This is a genomic window from Rubellimicrobium arenae, from assembly GCF_017916275.1.
Lineage (GTDB): Bacteria > Pseudomonadota > Alphaproteobacteria > Rhodobacterales > Rhodobacteraceae > Rubellimicrobium > Rubellimicrobium arenae.
The window spans coordinates 62,453-78,475 of the sequence record NZ_JAFMST010000007.1 but is presented as its reverse complement, the minus strand read 5'-3'; the positions used below and the strand labels follow the sequence as shown (position 1 = coordinate 78,475).

The window sequence follows — 16,023 nt, the reverse complement described above, 5'->3', positions numbered from 1 at the left end:
CGCCGGTTGTCCGATGCGCGCGGGCAGCCTAGCTTGCCCAAGGCCCGATCGGGGCGTGACAGGAGGCCCGGATGGACGGCGGCACCGGATTCGAAGCGGCGGCCCGCGTGCGCGGGGCCTTCGACGCCCTGACCGCGCCGGCCCCCGACCTGGCCGGGCGGAGGTCGCATCTGTCGGCTCTCCGGCGGGCGGTGCAGGAGGCGGCCGAACCCCTCGCCGCCGCGATCGATGCCGATTTCGGCGGTCGGCCCCGGGTCGAGACCATGATGGCCGAGGTCGCCCTCGTGCTGGCCCATATCGACTGGGTGCTCGGGCGGCTGAAACGATGGACCAAGGCGCGCCGCGTCGCGCTCCCGCCCGAGTTCCTGGGCGCCTCCGGTCGGGTGGAGCGGGTGCCTCTGGGCCGGGTCGGCATCATCGGCCCCTGGAACTACCCCGTCCAGCTGACGCTCATGCCGCTGGTCGCGGCGCTGGCCGGGGGCAACCGGGTCCTGCTCAAGCCCTCGGAGGTCACGCCCCGAACGGCGGCCGAGCTGGCGCGGATCGCGGGCGCGGCGCTTCCCCCGGATCTGGTCCGCGTGATCGAGGGCGGGACCGAGGAAGCGCGCGCCATCGCCGAACTGCCGCTCGATGGGCTGTTCTTCACCGGGTCGACACGGACGGGACGGATGGTCGCGGCGGCGGCGGCGCGGAACCTCGTTCCGGTGACCCTGGAGCTGGGCGGCAAGTCGCCGGCGATCCTCCTGCCCGACGTCGATCTGGCCGAGGCGGCGCGGTCGCTGATGGCGGGCAAGCTGTTCTCGGCGGGACAGACCTGCGTGGCCCCGGACTATGTCCTCGTGCCCCGGTCCCGGATGCAGGAGGCATTGGCGGCGATCCAGGGCGCGACTCGGGCGCTCTATCCCGATCCCATGGGGCCGGACTACGCGGCCATCGCGCGCCCGCAGGACCGGGACCGCCTCAAGGGGCTGCTGCAAGGGCAGCGCGCCGTGCCGCTGATGGAGCCGATGCCCCCCGCGCCCAGGCTCGGGGCCTGGGCGGTCGTTGACCCGGACGCGGACTCAGCCCTGATGCACGAGGAGATCTTCGGGCCGGTCCTGCCTCTCGTTCCCTACGACGATCCGGCGCAGGCCGAGGCCTTCGTGAATGCCCGGCCCTGTCCGCTCGCTCTTTATGTCTTCGGGCGGAACCGCGCGGCCTGCGAAGGCGTGGTGGCGCGGGTGCGGTCCGGCGGCGCGCTCATCAACGACTGCCTCCTGCATGTCGCGGCTCATGCGCTGCCGTTCGGCGGGGCAGGGGAATCCGGCCTGGGCACCTACCACGGGCACGAGGGCTTCCTGACCTTCACGCGGCCCCGCAGCGTAATGGTGGCCTCGCGCCTCATGCCGGCCCGGCTCGCCCGGCCGCCCTTTGGCGCGACGGTGGAGCGGATCATCCGGTTCCTGCTGCGCTAGCCGTGCCGTAAAGCGCCATCTCCTCGGGCCAGGCCGAGCGGAGACGGTGCAGGTCCTCGGCATCGAGCCGGCCGCCTTCGGGGCGGAAGCCCGCGACCTCGGCCAGGTGCGTGTCGACCCGGGCCATCGCGCCGGGCGCATCCGGAAGGCCGAGCCGCTGCCAGAGCCGACGCAGCACGGCCTTGGGATCGGCGACCAGGTCCTCGAAGGCCACCTCGGCGAACTGCCGCGGCCCGAGGCCGGTCGCCTGCTCGCGCAGGGCGCGCATGACCAGAGGGTAGGTTTCCAGCACCGCCCCGTCGATGTCCGCCCCGCCGAAGTCCTGAAGCGCAAGCTCCCGCAGGGTTCGCCGGAGCGCGCGGCGGGAGGACGCGAAGACGGCCCGGGGGTCGCGGTGGATGTGGACGATCCGCGCGTCGGGGAACAGCCCCAGCAGCGTCGCGATCTCGGCGGTATAGGCCGGATTCTTGAGCAGCAGGGGGCGCCCCCTCGCGCGGCGGCCCAGGGCGGCCACGTAGCGCCGGATTGCGCGGCGTCGTGCGGGTCCGGCCGGATCCGCCAGGCCTTCGCGGTAGTCGCGGGCGAAGTGCCGCGGAAAGTAGATCGCGTGGAAATACGAATCGGGGCCGAGGTTGGCGAGGCCGACCTCGTCCTCGGTGGGGGCGTCCGGACCCATGGCGACGCCATCGATCAGCCGGGTCCGGGGGAGATAAGGGTCGATGAACGGCTTGGCGATCGGGGCCAGGCTCCGGGCTTCCCAGGGCATGGCCGCAAGAACGGGGGAGGCCGTGGCAAAGGCGCCCGAGGCGGCCATGAGGTTGTGGAGATGGGTGGTCCCGCTCCGGGGGTAGCCCACGATGAAGACCGGCGCCCCCAGCGGCGTCGGTGAGAGCGCGCCCCAGGCGAGGTCCAGCGTGGTGAAGGGCAGGCGCACGACCGAGGTCATCAGCGCCACGGCATAGGCGGGCCACCCCTTGGGCGATGGTGGGCCGTTCCGCGCCGCGAGCGCCAGGAGGGTCAGGGGGTCCGCGCCGCAGAGAGGGTGGAACACGCGATGCCAGGGAAACCCGGTCATAGGTCGTAGGTCCGCCCCCGCCAGACGGCGGGGCTGCGCCGCCGTCCCCGCAGGAGCGCGGTCCACTGGATCGCCAGGGTCACCGCCACTCCGGCCGGATGCAGCAACGCCGAAAGCCAGGAGGCCCTGGTCCGCGCGGCGACGGCCGCCGAGGCGGCCCAGACCAGGAGCGCCGCAAGGCCGGCGATCCGGAACGCGGCTCCGTCCGCCAGGATCAGCAGCAGGACCGGCAGGATGTGGCCGCCCCCCAGGAGCAGCGTCCAGATCGGCAGCGCCCGAGGCGTCGCCATGCCCTCCCGGGCGTTCTTGGAGAACCCGGCCCAGAGATCGGCCCAGGTCGAATACATCCGGCACGTCGCCAGCTCCGTGAGATCGCACAGATCGGTTGCGAACCCGGCCGACCTGACGGCGCGGGCCAGCCCGAGGCCGTCATGGATCGTCCCCCTGAGGGCGGCATGGCCTCCGGAGGTGTCGTAGGCCTCGCGCGTGACAGACAGGATCTGGCCGCAGGCCGCGGCAAATCGCGGGTCCGTGGCATGGCGGCGGGCCAGTTGCAGCGGCAGGTAGCCCAGCAGCACGACGAAGATCTGCGGGATCGCGATCTTCTCGCCCAGGGTCAGCGCGATCTGGCGCGGGAAGCCGCTCCCCAGACCCAGCCGCCCGCGCTCCATGAAGGCGGCAAGGCGGGCCAGGGCGTCGGGGTGCACCCTCACATCCGCGTCCACATAGATGAGCAGCGGGTGCCGCGCGGCCAGGGACAGTTGCCAGCAGGCGTGCTGCTTGCCGACCCAGCCAGCCGGAAGCGGCGCGCCGTCGACCAGGCGCACGCGCGGGTCCCGGGCGGTCCAGGCCCGCACGATCCGTGCCGTCCCGTCCGACGAGCCGTCGTCCAGGACCACGACCTCGAGCTCGATGCCGCGGGAGGCCAGCACGCTGTCGAGAACCGCGCCGATGTTGGTTTCCTCGTCGCGGGCGGGAATGAGGACGGAAACCCGCGGCTGGCCCGGACCGGCCTGGGGCGGCGGCGCGTAGGCCCGGAGGTTCGCGAAGGTCATCCCGGCGTAAAGCGCCGCCAAGGCCAGGGCGAGCAGGGCCAAGGCCAGCATCACGGCTCCTCGGCGAGGTGGTCGGGAACGTGCCGCTCCCCCCGTCGCAGGGCCTTGAGCCGCAGCCAGGCCCCGTAGACGCCGCCCACGCCGGACGTTCCGGCCAGGAGATTGACGAAGGCCGAGGGGTCGCGGGCCGCCGAAAGGGCCGCGAGATGGTCGCAGGTCCCGGTCAGCGCGTCCTCCAGCCTGCGGCCCCACCCGGCGGCGTCGGCGGGGCCCTCGAGGGGCTGGCCGAAGAGCGCCAGCGCCTCGGGCCGCTTCTCGCTCCAGAACGGATACTCCAGGGCCAGGGGCACGGCGACGGCCTGGGGCATCCGGGCCATCAGGTGCGCCACGCCGGGACGAAGGCCGAGCGGCCGCTCCCGAGGGTCGGCAAAGCGCCCTTGGGCCGTGACCCAGAGCATCCGCCCCGGGTCCGAGAGGATCGCCTGGGAGACATTCAGGAAGCGGGCCGCCCCCGACCGGCCTTCGCTCACGCCGAAGATTCCGACGCGGCGGAAGAAGCCGTAGCGCTTCAGCATCGCCTCTTCCATCGGCCCGTAGCCGTCCCGGCCCGGAAACAGGCGGGAATGGAGCACGATGTAGAAGGCAGGGTCCCACCAGGAGGGGTGGTTGGAGTAGACCACCAACGGCCGATCCCGGGGCAGGTCGGGAAGGCCGGGCCGGGCCAGCCGCACGGCGCGAAAGGACGAGGCCATCTGCCGCGCCATGATCGCCGAAAAGAACCGGGTCATGCCGGCATGCCGCAGCGCCACTGGGTCCTGCGACGGGTCCTGGCCGTGGATGGGCGCGCTCACTGCGCGGCGACGGTGTCGGCGTTCGAGACGGCGTCCTTGTGCAGCGAATCCGCGGCGATCCACCCGGACATGAGCGCCATGGGCATCCCCGGACCCGGATGCGCCGACCCGCCCGCGAGATAAAGGTTGCGCACCTGCCGCGACCGGTTCCCGGGCTTGAAGGCGCCCATCACCTTCCCGTGCGAGGCAAGGCCGTAGATGGCCCCGTTCAGCACCTTGTAGCGGTCGTGGATGTCCTGCGGCGTGAGCGTCCGCTCCACCACGATCCGTTCCTCGATGTCGCCCATCCCTGCGGTGCGGGCGAGCTTGTCGAGGATCGTGCGGCGATAGGCAGGGAGCATCTTCGACCAGTCGTGCCGGTCCCGCAGGTAGGGCGTGTGGACGAGGACATAGAGCGCCTCGCCGCCCTCCGGGGCGACGGCGGATTCGGTCCGCGCGGGGGCGGCGATGTAGGCCGTGGGGTCGGGGGCAGGCTCGCCCTTGTCGTAGATCGCGCCGAACTCCTCCTCCGGGTCGCGGGAAAAGACGAAGTTGTGGTGGGCGAGGTGATCGTAGGCGCGATCGAGGCCGAGATAGAGCACCACCCCCGAGCAGGCCGCCTCACGCTTGCGCCCGCGTGAAAAGTCCTCCCAGGCCTGGCCGCCGACCAGCTCCCGGTAGGTGCGGATCGAATCCATGTTCGACACGATCCGGTCGAACTCGATCCGTTCGCCGTCCGCGGTGATGATGGCTTGCGCCAGGCCGATGTGCGTCTCGATCCGCGCGACGTCGACGCCGGTGCGGAAGTCCACGCCCAGCTCCTCGGCCAGGCGCGTCAGCGCGAGGGGCACCGCGCGGGTGCCGCCCATCGGATACCAGACCCCTTCGCCCAGCTGCATCTGCGCGATGCCGCAAAGAACCGCAGGGGCGCCAAGGGGGCTGCTGCCGACATACTGGATGAAATGCTCCAGCATCTGCCGCACGCGCGCGTCGGCGATGTTCTTCTTGATCTGGCCCGCGACCGTCCGGTGCATCCGGAGGCTCAGCACGTCCGACAGCGTGCTGAGAGTCATGTTCGCCTTCAGGTTCATCGTGTCTTTCAGGTCTTCGACGGACTTCCAGAAGAAGAACTTGTCGGACACGTCGGCCAGGCGGCGCGCCACCGCCATGAAGTCGTCGAAGCCCTTGGCATCGCGAGGCGAGATCGCCCCGATCGCCGCGCGCGCGTCCTCCTGCGTCTCGCGCAGGTCGAGGACGGTGCCGTCGTCGTAGAAGCAGCGCCACTGCGGGTCGAGCCGGATGAGCTGGAGGTAGTCCGACATGTCGCGGCCGGCCTCGGAGAAGATCCGTTCCAGCACGCGCGGCATGGTCAGGATCGTTGGCCCCATGTCAAAGCGGAAGCCGCCTTCCTCCAGCACGGCCGCCTTGCCGCCCAGCCAGGGGTTCTTCTCGAACAGCGTGACCTTGTGGCCCCTGGCCGCCAAGGTGCAGGCCGCCGCGAGGCCCCCCAGCCCCCCGCCGATGATCCCCGTCCCCCCGATCCTCATTCCGCCGCCTCCGTCAATGCGCTTTCCGGGACGCGTGACGCGTCCAGTCCCAGGTCCCTGGCCAGGAGCTTGGTCGCGATCCGGGCCGATTCGAAGATGGTGGGCAGGCCGCTGCCCGGATGGGTGCCGCCGCCTGTCAGATAGACGCCGTCCAGGTCCTCGAAGCGGTTCCGGGGCCGAAGGTGCAGCATCTGGCCCAGGTTATGCGCGAGGTTGAACGTCGCCCCGTTGTGGATGCCCATGTCGCGCCAGTCGGGTGGCGCCAGCATGCGTTCGGTCCGGATCAACGGGCGCAGGTCATGGCCGGTGAGGATCTTCAGCCGATCCAGCACCGCCTCGCGGTAGGGCGCGACGATGGCCTGCCAGTCCGTCCCGGCCGCCAGGTTGCCGACCGGCACCAGCACATAGAGCGCGGAATGCCCGGGCGGGGCCAGCGACGGGTCGGTGACGCTGGCGTTCTGGACGTAGATCGACGGCTCGAAGGGCGCCTGGCCCGCCTCGATCTCGCGGATGTTCCGCTCGTAGTCGCGGCTCAGGAAGATCGTGTGGTGGGCGAGGTCGGGGAACGTCCCCTCCACGCCGAGGTAGAGCATGAAGGTCGAGCAGGAGTAGCTCTTGGAGTCGATCCTGGCGTCCGTCCAGCGCCGCCGGAGCCGGTCGGGGACGAGGCTCTTCATGGCATGGGCGAAGTCGGCGTTCACCACCACGGCGTCCGCGTCGTAGGTGCCCCTGGAGGTTCGTGCCCCGGTGGCGCGGCGGCCGTCAAACAGCAACTCCTCCACGGGCTCCGACAGGCGGACCTCCACGCCCATGCGCGACAGGCAGTCCGCCATCGCCCGGGGAATGGCGTTGCAACCGCCCAAGGGATGGAAGACGCCGTGCCCGTATTCGATATGGGCCAGAATCGTGAACAGCGACGGGCACTTGAAGGGCGACATGCCCAGGTACTTGGACTGGAACGAAAAGGCGAGCCGGGTGTCCGGGTGCCGGAACCAGCGCCTAAGGTCCGCGTCCACCGTCGCCCAGGGCCGCAGGTGGGGCAGGGCGCGCAGCATGTCCGCGTCGGCAAAGGCGCCGAGGTTCAGGAACGGCTTCTGCAGCACCGGCTTGAAGGCCTCGAACTTGGCGAGGTTGTCGGCCAGATAGGCCTCGACGTTCTTCGCATCCTCCGGATCGATCCGCGCGACCTCGGCCTTGAGGCGGTCCACGTCCGGCGTCGCGTCGAAGGTGCGCCCGTCGTCGAAGCGAAGGCGGTACATCGGGTCGAGCCGCTTCATCGGCACCATGGCGTCGAAGTCGAAGCCGCAGGCGGCAAAGATCTCGCGCGGGATCTCGGGATACAGGAAGAACGTCGGCCCGGTGTCGAAGACGTAGCCGTCCTGCTCGATGCTGGCCGTGCGCCCGCCGACCTTGGCTGCGCGTTCCAGCACCGTCACCTCGGCCCCCGCCGCGCGGGCGAGCATCGCCGCGGCCAGGCCCCCCGGCCCGGCTCCGATCACCGCGACCCGACGCCCCGCCTGGGGGCCCCGTCGCAACATCCTCACTGGAAGTACCTCATGCTCAGGCGCACGGTCGCGCCGGGGTCCTCGAGCGCGAAGGACGCGTCCCGCCATTGCGGCGGCCCGAATCGCATCGGCGCATCGCGCGAGAAGCCCATTCCTTCGGTCGGCAGGAAGCCCGGACGGTCGAGCGTCTGGTTGTCGTTCTCGTCATGGATGACCTGGACGGCATAGGTTCCGGGGGGCACCCCGGTCACGGTCACCACGCCGCCTGTCGCGGGGGCGCTGCCATGGTAGGCGCAGGCCGGGCTAAGGAACTCGTCTTCCCTGCAGACGGCCGCATAGACGGTGCCGTTCGCGTTGCGCAGGCCCGTCACCTCGATCCGGAGGTCGGCGGCCGCCGCGGGAAGAGCCTGGAGCGCGACCACGGTCATCATCCCGACGCTTTTCGTTTGCCAAAACACCGCCGGACCCCATTCTGTCATGCGCGGGACCTGCTGCCCGCTTCCCATGCGGATGGAACTAAATCGCGATGCGCGCCCGTCACCAAGAAAAAACATGTGCGGACAGGGCCTCTGCATGAGTCGCGGTGAAAACTTTCCTGTCGGCTCCCTCCTGATCCGGCGGAATCTGCGCGGCACGGTTCATGCCTTCTACCGCTTTGCGCGGGCGGCCGACGACATCGCCGACAGCCCTGACCTCACGACCCGGGACAAGCTCCGCCGCCTCGATGCGTTCGAGCGCGGCCTCGACGGCCACCCCGATGGTGCCCGGGAGGGACAGGCTCTCGCGGCGCTGGGCCGGCCCGAGCCCGCGCGCCACGCGCGGCAACTCCTTGCGGCCTTCCGGCGGGACGCCATGGGGCAGGACTGCGCCACCTGGGATGACCTGCTGGCCTACTGCGCCGATTCCGCGGACCCGGTCGGGCGCTTCCTCCTCGACCTGCATGGCGAGGACCGGGCCGTCTGGCAACTCAGCGACAGGCTTTGCACGGCGCTGCAGGTGCTCAACCACCTCCAGGACCTGAAGGCGGATCACCAGGGGCTGGGGCGCCATTACCTGCCGCTCGACTGGATGGCCGATGCCGGAGCCACGCTGGACGACCTCCAGGCTCCGGCGATCACGCCTGCGTTGCGCCGGGCCGTGGACCGCGCTCTCGATCGCTGCGACGCGCTTCTGGATGGGGCGGCCGGCCTGCCCGAGGCCCTGGCTTCGACCCGGCTGGCCGGCGAGACGGCGACCATCCTGTGGCTCGCGCGGCAACTGGCCGCCCGCCTGCGCCGGGACGACCCGATCGCCGGTCGCGTGGCGCTGTCGCGCGCCGATTTCGTTCGGGCCGGCCTTTGGGGGATCGCGACGATGATCCGGCCGGGCCGTTCGGGCCGGCCCATGCCGCACCAGGCCGGAAAGGAGGGGGCGTGACCGCACTTCCCATCCTGACCGACTTCGCGCCCCGTCAGGAGGTTCGCCGCATCGTCGTCGAGTCGGGCTCTTCCTTTGCGGCGGGGATGCGGGTTTTGCCACGCCGTCGGCGCGAGGCGATCTTCGCGGTCTATGCCTTCTGCCGTGTCGTGGACGACATCGCCGATGGCACGATGCTTCCCCTCGAGAAGGTGGACGCGCTGGCCGATTGGGCCGAGGAGATTGACCGGGTCTTCCTGCGCGCGCCCCGCACCCCGGTCGGCGAGGAGCTTGCCCGCGCCGTCGATGGCTACGGCCTACCCCGGCATGAGTTCGACCTGATCCTGGAAGGCATGCGCATGGATGCCGAAGGGATGGTCGCGCCGGATCCCATCCGGCTCGAGCGCTATGTCCGCTGCGTGGCCGGGGCGGTCGGCCTGCTGTCCATGCGCGTTTTCGGCGCCTGGCAGGGGGACCGGTCCCGCCGTTTCGCGCTGTCGCTGGCCCGGGCCATGCAACTCACCAACATCCTGCGCGACGTCGAGGAGGACGCCTGCCTCGGGCGGCTCTACCTTCCGGCCACGGTGCTGGAGGCGGCGGGCGTGCCGCCGGATCCTTATGCGGCCTGGTCCCATCCCGCCCTGCCGGACGCGCGGCGACGCCTGGGCCTGATTGCCCGGACCCAGTTCCGCCGGGCGCAGGCTGCGCGGGCCGGGCACGCATGGGCACGGATCCTGCCTGCCCTCATGATGATGGGGCCGTACGAACGGATGCTCGCGGACATGGAGACCGACTGGACCCGTCCTCCCGTCCGCCGCCCCGGCTGGCGCAAGGCTGCCGACGGGATCGCCTGCGCGACCGGAGGGCTCGCCTGGCGGTGACGGGCCATGTCCACGTCATCGGAGCGGGGCTCGCAGGCCTCGCCGCCGCGCTCGACCTGAGCGAGGCGGGCCTCGGCGTCACGATCCATGAAGCCTCGCCCAAGCCCGGCGGGCGCTGCCGGAGCTATCACGATGCCGTGCTGGACCGGCACATCGACAACGGAAACCACCTGATCCTGTCGGGCAACGGGACGGTGCTGGACCACGCCCGCCGGGTCGGGGCGGCCGACCGGCTGCGGACCTGGCCCGAGGCGCTTTTTCCCTTCGTGGACCTCGCCGACGGACGGTCCTGGACGGTGCGGGTGCCCCGCACCCCGCTCGGAGCCGTCCGCCCCGGATCAAGGCCCCCCGGCGCGTCCCCTTGGGCGGCCCTCGGGGGCGTGATCGGCCTTTTAGCCGCGCGCCCGGGCCAGACCGTGGCCGAGGCGGTGCGCGATCGCGGGCCGATGTGGCGCGCCTTCTGGGAGCCGATGACAACGGCCGTGCTCAACCTTCCGCCCACGGCGGGATCGGCCGCCCTGCTCCGGGCCGCGCTGGTGCGGAGCTTCTTCCGGGGCGAGGCCGCCTGCCGCCCGGTCTTCGCCCCGGACGGTCTTGGAGCCGCCCTGATCGACCCGGCCGTGAACAAGCTGCGGGACCGGGGCGTGATCCTGCGGCTCCGCGCGCCCCTGGCCGGGATCGCCCAATCGGACGGGCGTGCCCAGGCGCTGGTTTTCGCGGAGGGGACACGCATCCCGCTCGGGCCTTCGGATGGCGTCGTCCTTGCCGTGCCACCAGGGGTGCTGGCGGACCTTTGTCCCGGCCTGCCGCGGCCGGCTCCTGGGCCTGCGATCCTGAACGCCCATTTCCGTGTGCCGCCCGAGGTGGCCGAGTCCGCGCCGCCGCTCCTGGGTCTCCTGTCGTCGAACGCGCAGTGGGTCTTCCGGCGCGGCGATGTCCTTTCGGTCACCGTCTCGGCCGCCGAACACTCGCCAGTCTGGGCCATGGGGCGGGACGACGCCCTGGATCTGCTCTGGTCCGAAGTGTGGCAGGCGCTGCGTCTCGGCGTCCCGGTGCCGCTGGCCCGCCGCCTCCTGCGCGAACGGGCGGCGACATTCGATCAGTCCCCCGCAGGGGCGGCGCTTCGGCCGGGCATCGCAACCGGACTGCGTAACCTGGTCCTTGCCGGGGATCATGTCCGCACCGGCCTTCCGGCCACCCTCGAGGGGGCGGTGATCTCGGGCCGGCGCGCGGCGGCGCGGCTGCTGACCGCCTAGGATCCTTGCAGGGCCGCCCGGCGCAGCGCGCCCAGGTTCGCGGATCCCGTGCAGAAGCAGGCCACGCGAAGCTGGGCGATCACCGTCTCGAAGTGCTCGACCACGGCTGCGGCCGAGGTCGTCGCCGCTTCGAGCACACCCGACGCTTGCCCGACAAGGTCCGCCCCGAGCCGGATGGCCTTGGCGGCGTCCAGTCCGTCCCGCACCCCGCCCGATCCGATGACCACCGCCTCCGGACAGGCCGCCCGGACATCGGCGATGGCCTGGGCGGTGGGCTGGCCCCATCCGGCGAAGGCCCGTGCCACGAGCGCCTGACGGGGATTGTGCGCCCGTTCGGCTTCGACGGCGGCCCAGCTCGTGCCGCCCGCGCCCGCCACGTCGATGATCCGGACCCCTGCGTTCCAAAGCCGCCGCGCCACCGGGCCCGAGATGCCGGAGCCAACCTCCTTGGCCACGACAGGCACAGGCAACCCGCGCGCGAGCGCCTCGATGCGGCCCAGAAGACCGCGCCAGTCCCGGTCCCCTTCCGGCTGAACCGCCTCCTGCAGGGGGTTCAGGTGGATGATGAGCGCATCGGCCCCGATCATCTCGACCGCCCGGCGGGCCTCGTCGACGCCGAAGCCGGTGTTGAGCTGCGCCGCGCCGAAGTTCGCCAGCAGCGGGATGCCGGGCGCCAGCGTCCGCAGTTCGGCCCCGAGCCCGCCCGCTTCGCCCGCCTCCAGAGCCACGCGCTGGGAGCCCACGGCCAGCGACAGCCCCAGCTCGGCGCAGGCGACGGCGAGGTTCCTGTTGATCGCGGCGGCGCGCGCCGGCCCGCCTGTCATCGAGCTCACCAGCAGGGGCGCGCTGATCCGTCGGCCCAGGAAGGTCGTGGACAGGTCGATCCGGTCCATGTCCAGCTCGGGCAGGGCCACATGGGCGAAGGCCACCTCATCGAAGCCCGTCAGGGCGCCGCTGCGGCCCCGTCCATCGAGCACGATGTCGAGATGCTGGTTCTTTCGGTCGCTGAGCAAAGGGGCGAGGTCCGGTCTGTTGGCTGATGCCAGTGGTGGCGCGAAGCCCCGGCGGGCGCAACCCGTTCCCGGCGTGTCTCAGGCGAGCGGCAGCTCGATCTCGCAGAGCAGCCCGTCGGGGCGGAGGTCGACCCGCGTCTGCGCCCCGAGGCTGTAGGGCAGCATCCGCTCGAGAAGTTCCGTTCCGAAGCCCCGCCGCCGCGAGGCCGGCCGGCGCGCGACCCGCCCGGTTTCGCTCCAGCGAAGCGAAAGTCGGGGCGGACCAGCCCCCTCGAGGGTCCATTCCACGGCGATCATCCCGTCGGGGGCCGCCAGGGCGCCGTACTTGATGGCGTTCGTGGTCAGTTCGTGAACGGTCAGGGCCATCAGCTCGACCATGCGGTTGGGCAGTCGGACCGGGGGGCCTGCCAGCCGCAGACGGTCCTCGCTGACTGCGGCGCCCTGCATCTCATCGCGCAGCAGGGTCTCGAGGTCCACGCCCGTGCCGGATGCGCGGGTGATCGCCGCCTGCACCCGCCCCAGCGCGGTGACGCGCCCATCCAGATGGGTGGCGAAGCTGTCCTTGCTGGTGGCCGTCGCCGCGCTGCGACGTACGATCGATCGCACCATCGACAGCGTGTTGCGGACACGGTGCTGAAGCTCGGCCAGCAGCACGCGCTCCTGTTTCTCGGCCAGCTTGGCTGCCGTGATGTCCTGCATCACCCCGATCATCCGGATGGGGTGGCCAGCCTCGTCGTAGTGGAAGCGCGCCCGCGCGCGGCACCAGCGGACCGGCCCCGCTTCGGCCAGGACCCGGAATTCGGCCTCGTAGGAGGTCTGCGTCTCCCGTGCCTGGGTGATCCGGGTCTCGACGTCCGGGAGATCGTCCGGATGCACGCGCGTGGCCCAGGCCTCGTAGCTTGGGACGATCTCGCCGGGCGCGTAGCCCAGCAGGCGGTAATGGCCTTCGGACCAGTTCAGCCGCCCCGTGACCATGTCCCAGTCCCAGGTGGACAGATCGGCCGCCGCCAGGGCGAGCGCGAGCCGTTCCTCCCGTTCGGCCAGGAGCTCCCGGGCGGCGCGCGCCTCCGAGACGTCCTCGGCGGCGCCGAGCCATTCCTCGATGGCGCCGTCCGGAGACCGGAGCGGAACGGCGCGGGTGCGGATCCAGGTCACCGCGCCGTCGATGCGGTAGATCCGATGCTCCAGGGTGAGCGGACAGCCTTCGGCGACGGCCTGCGCCACCTTTCCGCGCACGAACTCCCGGTCCTCGGACGGGATGTAGCGCTCCTGCCAGTCGGGCAGAGGGGCTGTGGCGTCGCTCAGGAGGCCTCCACCCGAAAGTCGCTGCATCTCGGACCAGTCGGCGTTCATGCGGAAGTGGATCTGCCCCGAGGCTTCGAGCAGGGCCTTCAGACGGCGTTCGTTGATCCAGTCCCGATGGGCCGAGGCGTTCATGGGCAAGGCCCCAGCCGATCCGCCCCGAAAATCGGGACGCCGGCCACAGCATCCGCGCCGAACGTCCCGAACCTTCGGGCCGCGGGCCACCTGGCCACCCGCCCCACGTCGCGGAGGCGTGCCCCGCCCTTCCAGAAACCGTCCTCGACCACCCGGACCAACCGTCCTCCTCGTTCGATGCGTTTCGTCATGTAGCGCCATCCGGACAAACGGCAGGGCCAACATATGTTAAGGTGCGGCCGCAGGCTTTCGTGAAGGGTCGTCCGACATGCCGAACAGCGTCCTGCCCTCTCCCACCAATCCGTTCATCCAGAAGCTGGAACATTATGCCCGCCTGTCGGACGAGGACCGGGGCGCGGCGATGCGCCTGTGGAACGAGAGGATCCAGAAGTTCCGCGCCAAGGACGACGTGGTGCGGGAAGGCGAGGACCCCCGGTTCGTCCGGCTGGTGGTGGATGGCTGGGCCTGCCGGTACAAATACCTCGAGGATGGCCGCAGGCAGGTGCTGGGCCTCTTCATCCCGGGCGACATCTGCGACCTGAACGTCTTCGTGCTCCGGGAGATGGATCACTTCATCGGTGCGATCACGCCCCTGACCGTGGCCCAGATTTCCCGCGAAGCATTCGAGGACATCACTTTGGCCCATCCGCGTCTCCTTCAGGCGCTCTGGTGGGATTCACTGGTCAACATGGCCATACAACGTGAATGGCTGGTAAACCTGGGGCAGCGCACCGCCTTTGAAAGGATCGCCCATCTCCTTTGTGAAATCTACCTGAGATTGCGTGCGGCGGGGCGGGCCAAGGGTCTCAGTTGCGAATGGCCGCTGACCCAGACGATGATCGCCGACATCACCGGACTGTCCACCGTTCATGTGAGCCGCACCTTCCAGACGGTGCGGGAGGAAGGCCTGGTGGAGATCCGCAACCGCGTGCTCACCATCCGCGACCTGGACGATCTGAAGACGGCGGCGCTGTTCAACGCGAACTATCTCCACCTGGACCGCGAAGGGCGCCATCTCGACGCCAACAACGCCGCCTGACGGCCCGCCTCGGCTCTGCGCCAAGGTGGCCTTCCCGGGGCTCACGGCCGGTCGCCGTCCACCAGTCCGGCCAGGGCGGCCCGCGCCCGGTTGAGCCGGCTCTTGATCGTGCCGACCGAGCAGTTGCAGACTTCGGCCGCGTCCTCGTAGCCCAGGCCCAGGACGGGGATGAGGATTAGGATCTCGCGATGCGCCGGCGACAGGTCGTTGAGCAGCCGCCCGATCGCCTCGCGCGCCCACAGGTCCGTGGCCTGCGTCGCCGGCGTTGTGGCGCTCTGCTCGATGGCCTCGGCGCCGGGGGTCGTCTCGCGCCGGGCCTTGCGCCAGCGCGTGTTGAACGAGTTCCGCATGATGGTGAACAGCCAGGCCTTCAGGTTGGTCCCGTCGTGGAACCGGTCGCGGGCGGCCAGCGCCTTGAGGATCGTTTCCTGCACGAGATCCTCGACATCGGCCTCCTGACGCAGGAGTCGACGCGCGAATGCACACAGCGCAGGCTGCAGCGCGAGCACGTCGCGGTCGAACGAGGACAATTGGGGCGGAACAATGGGGCACTCGGTGTGGATCGTCACGAGCAACTCCTTCGGGATCTGGACCCGTGACGGGTCCTGTTGTCCCAAAGAGGACACAATCGGAAATCCGCTGCGTTAACCTATGCAACCTTGCCGTGCGGTTGGTTCGCATTAGCCTCAGCCGCGTCAACGGATGGGGCAGTCCATGTACGACAATCGGCACCACATGGGCATCTTGGGCAAGAGGCGCATCCTTCGCATCCGCAGCATGTTCGGAGGCCTAGCGGCGCGCATCGCCGATCCTGCGCAGGCGCGCCGGGTCGAGGCGGAGCTCAACGATGCCTGGCTTCGCCTCCAGTTCGCCCGGGTGGCCAACGATCCTGACCGGGTCCTGGCCGAACGCCGGGTCTGCGTCAGCCTCCTGGAGCAGGCCCGTCAGCGCGCCATCGCGCCCGCCGGTTCCCGCCGCGGGGCGGCATGAGGGGGCAGGAGCGCGGGACGGCCTGGCCGCACGAGATGAACCGGGCGACGGCATCGGACGTTGAGCCGGGTGCAAGCGCACCTTGGCAGACTGCCGGGAGGGGAATGGCCATGGCCGGACCGAGACCCGCCGAAGGAAAGCACGTCCTTGTGGTCGAGGACGAGTACATGCTCGCCGACGATCTGCGCCGGGACCTGGAGGAGGCAGGGGCGCGGGTGCTGGGTCCCGTCGCCTCGCTGGAGCAGGCCTTCTCGGCGCTGAACGATGGCATCACGATCGATGCGGCGGTGCTGGACATCAATCTCGGGGGCGAAATGGTCTTCCCCCTGGCCGAGGCCCTGCGCGGCCGCGGGGTCCCGTTCGTCTTCGTGACCGGCTACGACGCCTGGGCCTTGCCGGGCCAGTTCCGGGATGTGCCCTGCTGCGACAAGCCGGTGGACGCGGTCCAGCTCCTGCGCAGTCTCGGCCTCGCCAGGACCCGGGGGACGCCATGACCGTCAGGGTCGGGGCGGCCGCGATCCCGCGGCCGCCCTTGATCGTCGATCG

At 70.8% G+C, this 16,023-nt stretch carries 16 protein-coding genes; 7 read left to right on the top strand and 9 right to left on the bottom strand.

Annotated features, from left to right (window positions below; genetic code table 11):
* The first annotated feature begins 71 nt into the window (after positions 1–71).
* On the top strand, positions 72–1,454 hold the full coding sequence (locus tag J3P31_RS12295) for an aldehyde dehydrogenase family protein (protein WP_210528758.1): 1,383 nt from the start codon (positions 72–74) through the stop codon (positions 1,452–1,454).
* Here the strand turns inward: J3P31_RS12295 and J3P31_RS12290 are convergent.
* From J3P31_RS12290 to J3P31_RS12265, 6 genes are read right to left on the bottom strand one after another with little or no spacing between them, the layout of a single operon-like run.
* Positions 1,432–2,529 (bottom strand): sulfotransferase family protein, encoded by a 1,098-nt coding sequence (locus J3P31_RS12290; RefSeq protein ID WP_210528757.1) that lies wholly within the window; start codon positions 2,527–2,529, stop codon positions 1,432–1,434. The two genes, J3P31_RS12295 and J3P31_RS12290, sit on opposite strands and share 23 nt — an antisense overlap.
* Complete coding sequence (locus J3P31_RS12285; RefSeq protein ID WP_210528756.1) at positions 2,526–3,635, bottom strand: glycosyltransferase family 2 protein; 1,110 nt, start codon at positions 3,633–3,635, stop codon at positions 2,526–2,528. Before J3P31_RS12285 ends, J3P31_RS12290 begins: the two co-directional genes overlap by 4 nt.
* Entirely contained in the window at positions 3,635–4,372 is a 738-nt protein-coding gene (locus tag J3P31_RS12280) for a lysophospholipid acyltransferase family protein (RefSeq protein ID WP_210528755.1), read from the bottom strand. The genes J3P31_RS12285 and J3P31_RS12280 overlap by 1 nt, the downstream gene beginning before the upstream one ends.
* 59 nt (positions 4,373–4,431) lie before the next feature.
* Positions 4,432–5,961 (bottom strand): phytoene desaturase family protein, encoded by a 1,530-nt coding sequence (locus J3P31_RS12275; protein WP_246849489.1) that lies wholly within the window; start codon positions 5,959–5,961, stop codon positions 4,432–4,434.
* On the bottom strand, positions 5,958–7,499 hold the full coding sequence (locus J3P31_RS12270) for a phytoene desaturase family protein (RefSeq protein ID WP_210528754.1): 1,542 nt from the start codon (positions 7,497–7,499) through the stop codon (positions 5,958–5,960). Before J3P31_RS12270 ends, J3P31_RS12275 begins: the two co-directional genes overlap by 4 nt.
* A 2-nt stretch (positions 7,500–7,501) precedes the next feature.
* Positions 7,502–7,897, bottom strand: coding sequence for a DUF2141 domain-containing protein (locus tag J3P31_RS12265; protein ID WP_210528753.1), 396 nt, complete (start codon positions 7,895–7,897; stop codon positions 7,502–7,504).
* A gap of 142 nt (positions 7,898–8,039) precedes the next feature.
* Here J3P31_RS12265 and J3P31_RS12260 point away from each other — a divergent pair, with 142 nt between their 5' ends.
* The 3 genes from J3P31_RS12260 to hpnE are packed head-to-tail and all read left to right on the top strand — an operon-like array spanning position 8,040 to position 10,998.
* Positions 8,040–8,882, top strand: a complete 843-nt coding sequence (locus J3P31_RS12260) for a squalene/phytoene synthase family protein (RefSeq protein ID WP_210528752.1) — start codon at positions 8,040–8,042, stop codon at positions 8,880–8,882.
* A complete protein-coding gene (locus tag J3P31_RS12255) occupies positions 8,879–9,742 on the top strand; it encodes a squalene/phytoene synthase family protein (RefSeq protein WP_368373074.1) in 864 nt (287 codons plus the stop codon). The genes J3P31_RS12260 and J3P31_RS12255 overlap by 4 nt, the downstream gene beginning before the upstream one ends.
* Positions 9,739–10,998, top strand: a complete 1,260-nt coding sequence (gene hpnE, locus J3P31_RS12250) for a hydroxysqualene dehydroxylase HpnE (protein WP_210528751.1) — start codon at positions 9,739–9,741, stop codon at positions 10,996–10,998. Before J3P31_RS12255 ends, hpnE begins: the two co-directional genes overlap by 4 nt.
* Here hpnE and fni read toward each other — a convergent pair.
* Positions 10,995–12,011 carry a type 2 isopentenyl-diphosphate Delta-isomerase gene (fni, locus tag J3P31_RS12245; RefSeq protein WP_210528750.1) on the bottom strand — a complete coding sequence of 339 codons (1,017 nt, stop codon included), beginning with the start codon at positions 12,009–12,011 and terminating at the stop codon, positions 10,995–10,997. The two genes, hpnE and fni, sit on opposite strands and share 4 nt — an antisense overlap.
* A gap of 78 nt (positions 12,012–12,089) precedes the next feature.
* Complete coding sequence (locus tag J3P31_RS12240) at positions 12,090–13,448, bottom strand: PAS domain-containing protein (RefSeq protein ID WP_210528749.1); 1,359 nt, start codon at positions 13,446–13,448, stop codon at positions 12,090–12,092.
* A 268-nt stretch (positions 13,449–13,716) separates the two neighbouring features.
* Here J3P31_RS12240 and J3P31_RS12235 point away from each other — a divergent pair, with 268 nt between their 5' ends.
* Complete coding sequence (locus tag J3P31_RS12235; RefSeq protein WP_210528748.1) at positions 13,717–14,487, top strand: Crp/Fnr family transcriptional regulator; 771 nt, start codon at positions 13,717–13,719, stop codon at positions 14,485–14,487.
* A gap of 41 nt (positions 14,488–14,528) precedes the next feature.
* Here J3P31_RS12235 and J3P31_RS12230 read toward each other — a convergent pair whose 3' ends face one another.
* Positions 14,529–15,056 carry a sigma-70 family RNA polymerase sigma factor gene (locus J3P31_RS12230; RefSeq protein ID WP_368373073.1) on the bottom strand — a complete coding sequence of 176 codons (528 nt, stop codon included), beginning with the start codon at positions 15,054–15,056 and terminating at the stop codon, positions 14,529–14,531.
* 145 nt (positions 15,057–15,201) lie between these two features.
* Here J3P31_RS12230 and J3P31_RS12225 point away from each other — a divergent pair, with 145 nt between their 5' ends.
* Together J3P31_RS12225 and J3P31_RS12220 are read left to right on the top strand one after the other, a co-directional pair.
* The gene (locus J3P31_RS12225) at positions 15,202–15,477 is read left to right on the top strand and encodes a hypothetical protein (RefSeq protein ID WP_210528747.1); all 276 of its coding nucleotides are present in this window, start codon (positions 15,202–15,204) and stop codon (positions 15,475–15,477) included.
* A gap of 110 nt (positions 15,478–15,587) precedes the next feature.
* A complete protein-coding gene (locus J3P31_RS12220) occupies positions 15,588–15,971 on the top strand; it encodes a response regulator (RefSeq protein WP_210528746.1) in 384 nt (127 codons plus the stop codon).
* The last annotated feature ends 52 nt before the right edge of the window (positions 15,972–16,023 follow it).

Excerpts from the sequence above, each read along its gene's own strand:
- J3P31_RS12295 (WP_210528758.1), top strand. The coding sequence starts at position 72 with ATGGACGGCGGCACCGGATTCGAAGCGGCGGCCCGCGTGCGCGGGGCC.
- J3P31_RS12290 (WP_210528757.1), bottom strand. The coding sequence starts at position 2,529 with ATGACCGGGTTTCCCTGGCATCGCGTGTTCCACCCTCTCTGCGGCGCG.
- J3P31_RS12285 (WP_210528756.1), bottom strand. The coding sequence starts at position 3,635 with ATGCTGGCCTTGGCCCTGCTCGCCCTGGCCTTGGCGGCGCTTTACGCC.
- J3P31_RS12280 (WP_210528755.1), bottom strand. The coding sequence starts at position 4,372 with ATGACCCGGTTCTTTTCGGCGATCATGGCGCGGCAGATGGCCTCGTCC.
- J3P31_RS12275 (WP_246849489.1), bottom strand. The coding sequence starts at position 5,961 with ATGAGGATCGGGGGGACGGGGATCATCGGCGGGGGGCTGGGGGGCCTC.
- J3P31_RS12270 (WP_210528754.1), bottom strand. The coding sequence starts at position 7,499 with ATGTTGCGACGGGGCCCCCAGGCGGGGCGTCGGGTCGCGGTGATCGGA.
- J3P31_RS12265 (WP_210528753.1), bottom strand. The coding sequence starts at position 7,897 with ATGATGACCGTGGTCGCGCTCCAGGCTCTTCCCGCGGCGGCCGCCGAC.
- J3P31_RS12260 (WP_210528752.1), top strand. The coding sequence starts at position 8,040 with ATGAGTCGCGGTGAAAACTTTCCTGTCGGCTCCCTCCTGATCCGGCGG.
- J3P31_RS12240 (WP_210528749.1), bottom strand. The coding sequence starts at position 13,448 with ATGAACGCCTCGGCCCATCGGGACTGGATCAACGAACGCCGTCTGAAG.
- J3P31_RS12235 (WP_210528748.1), top strand. The coding sequence starts at position 13,717 with ATGCCGAACAGCGTCCTGCCCTCTCCCACCAATCCGTTCATCCAGAAG.
- J3P31_RS12225 (WP_210528747.1), top strand. The coding sequence starts at position 15,202 with ATGTACGACAATCGGCACCACATGGGCATCTTGGGCAAGAGGCGCATC.
- J3P31_RS12220 (WP_210528746.1), top strand. The coding sequence starts at position 15,588 with ATGGCCGGACCGAGACCCGCCGAAGGAAAGCACGTCCTTGTGGTCGAG.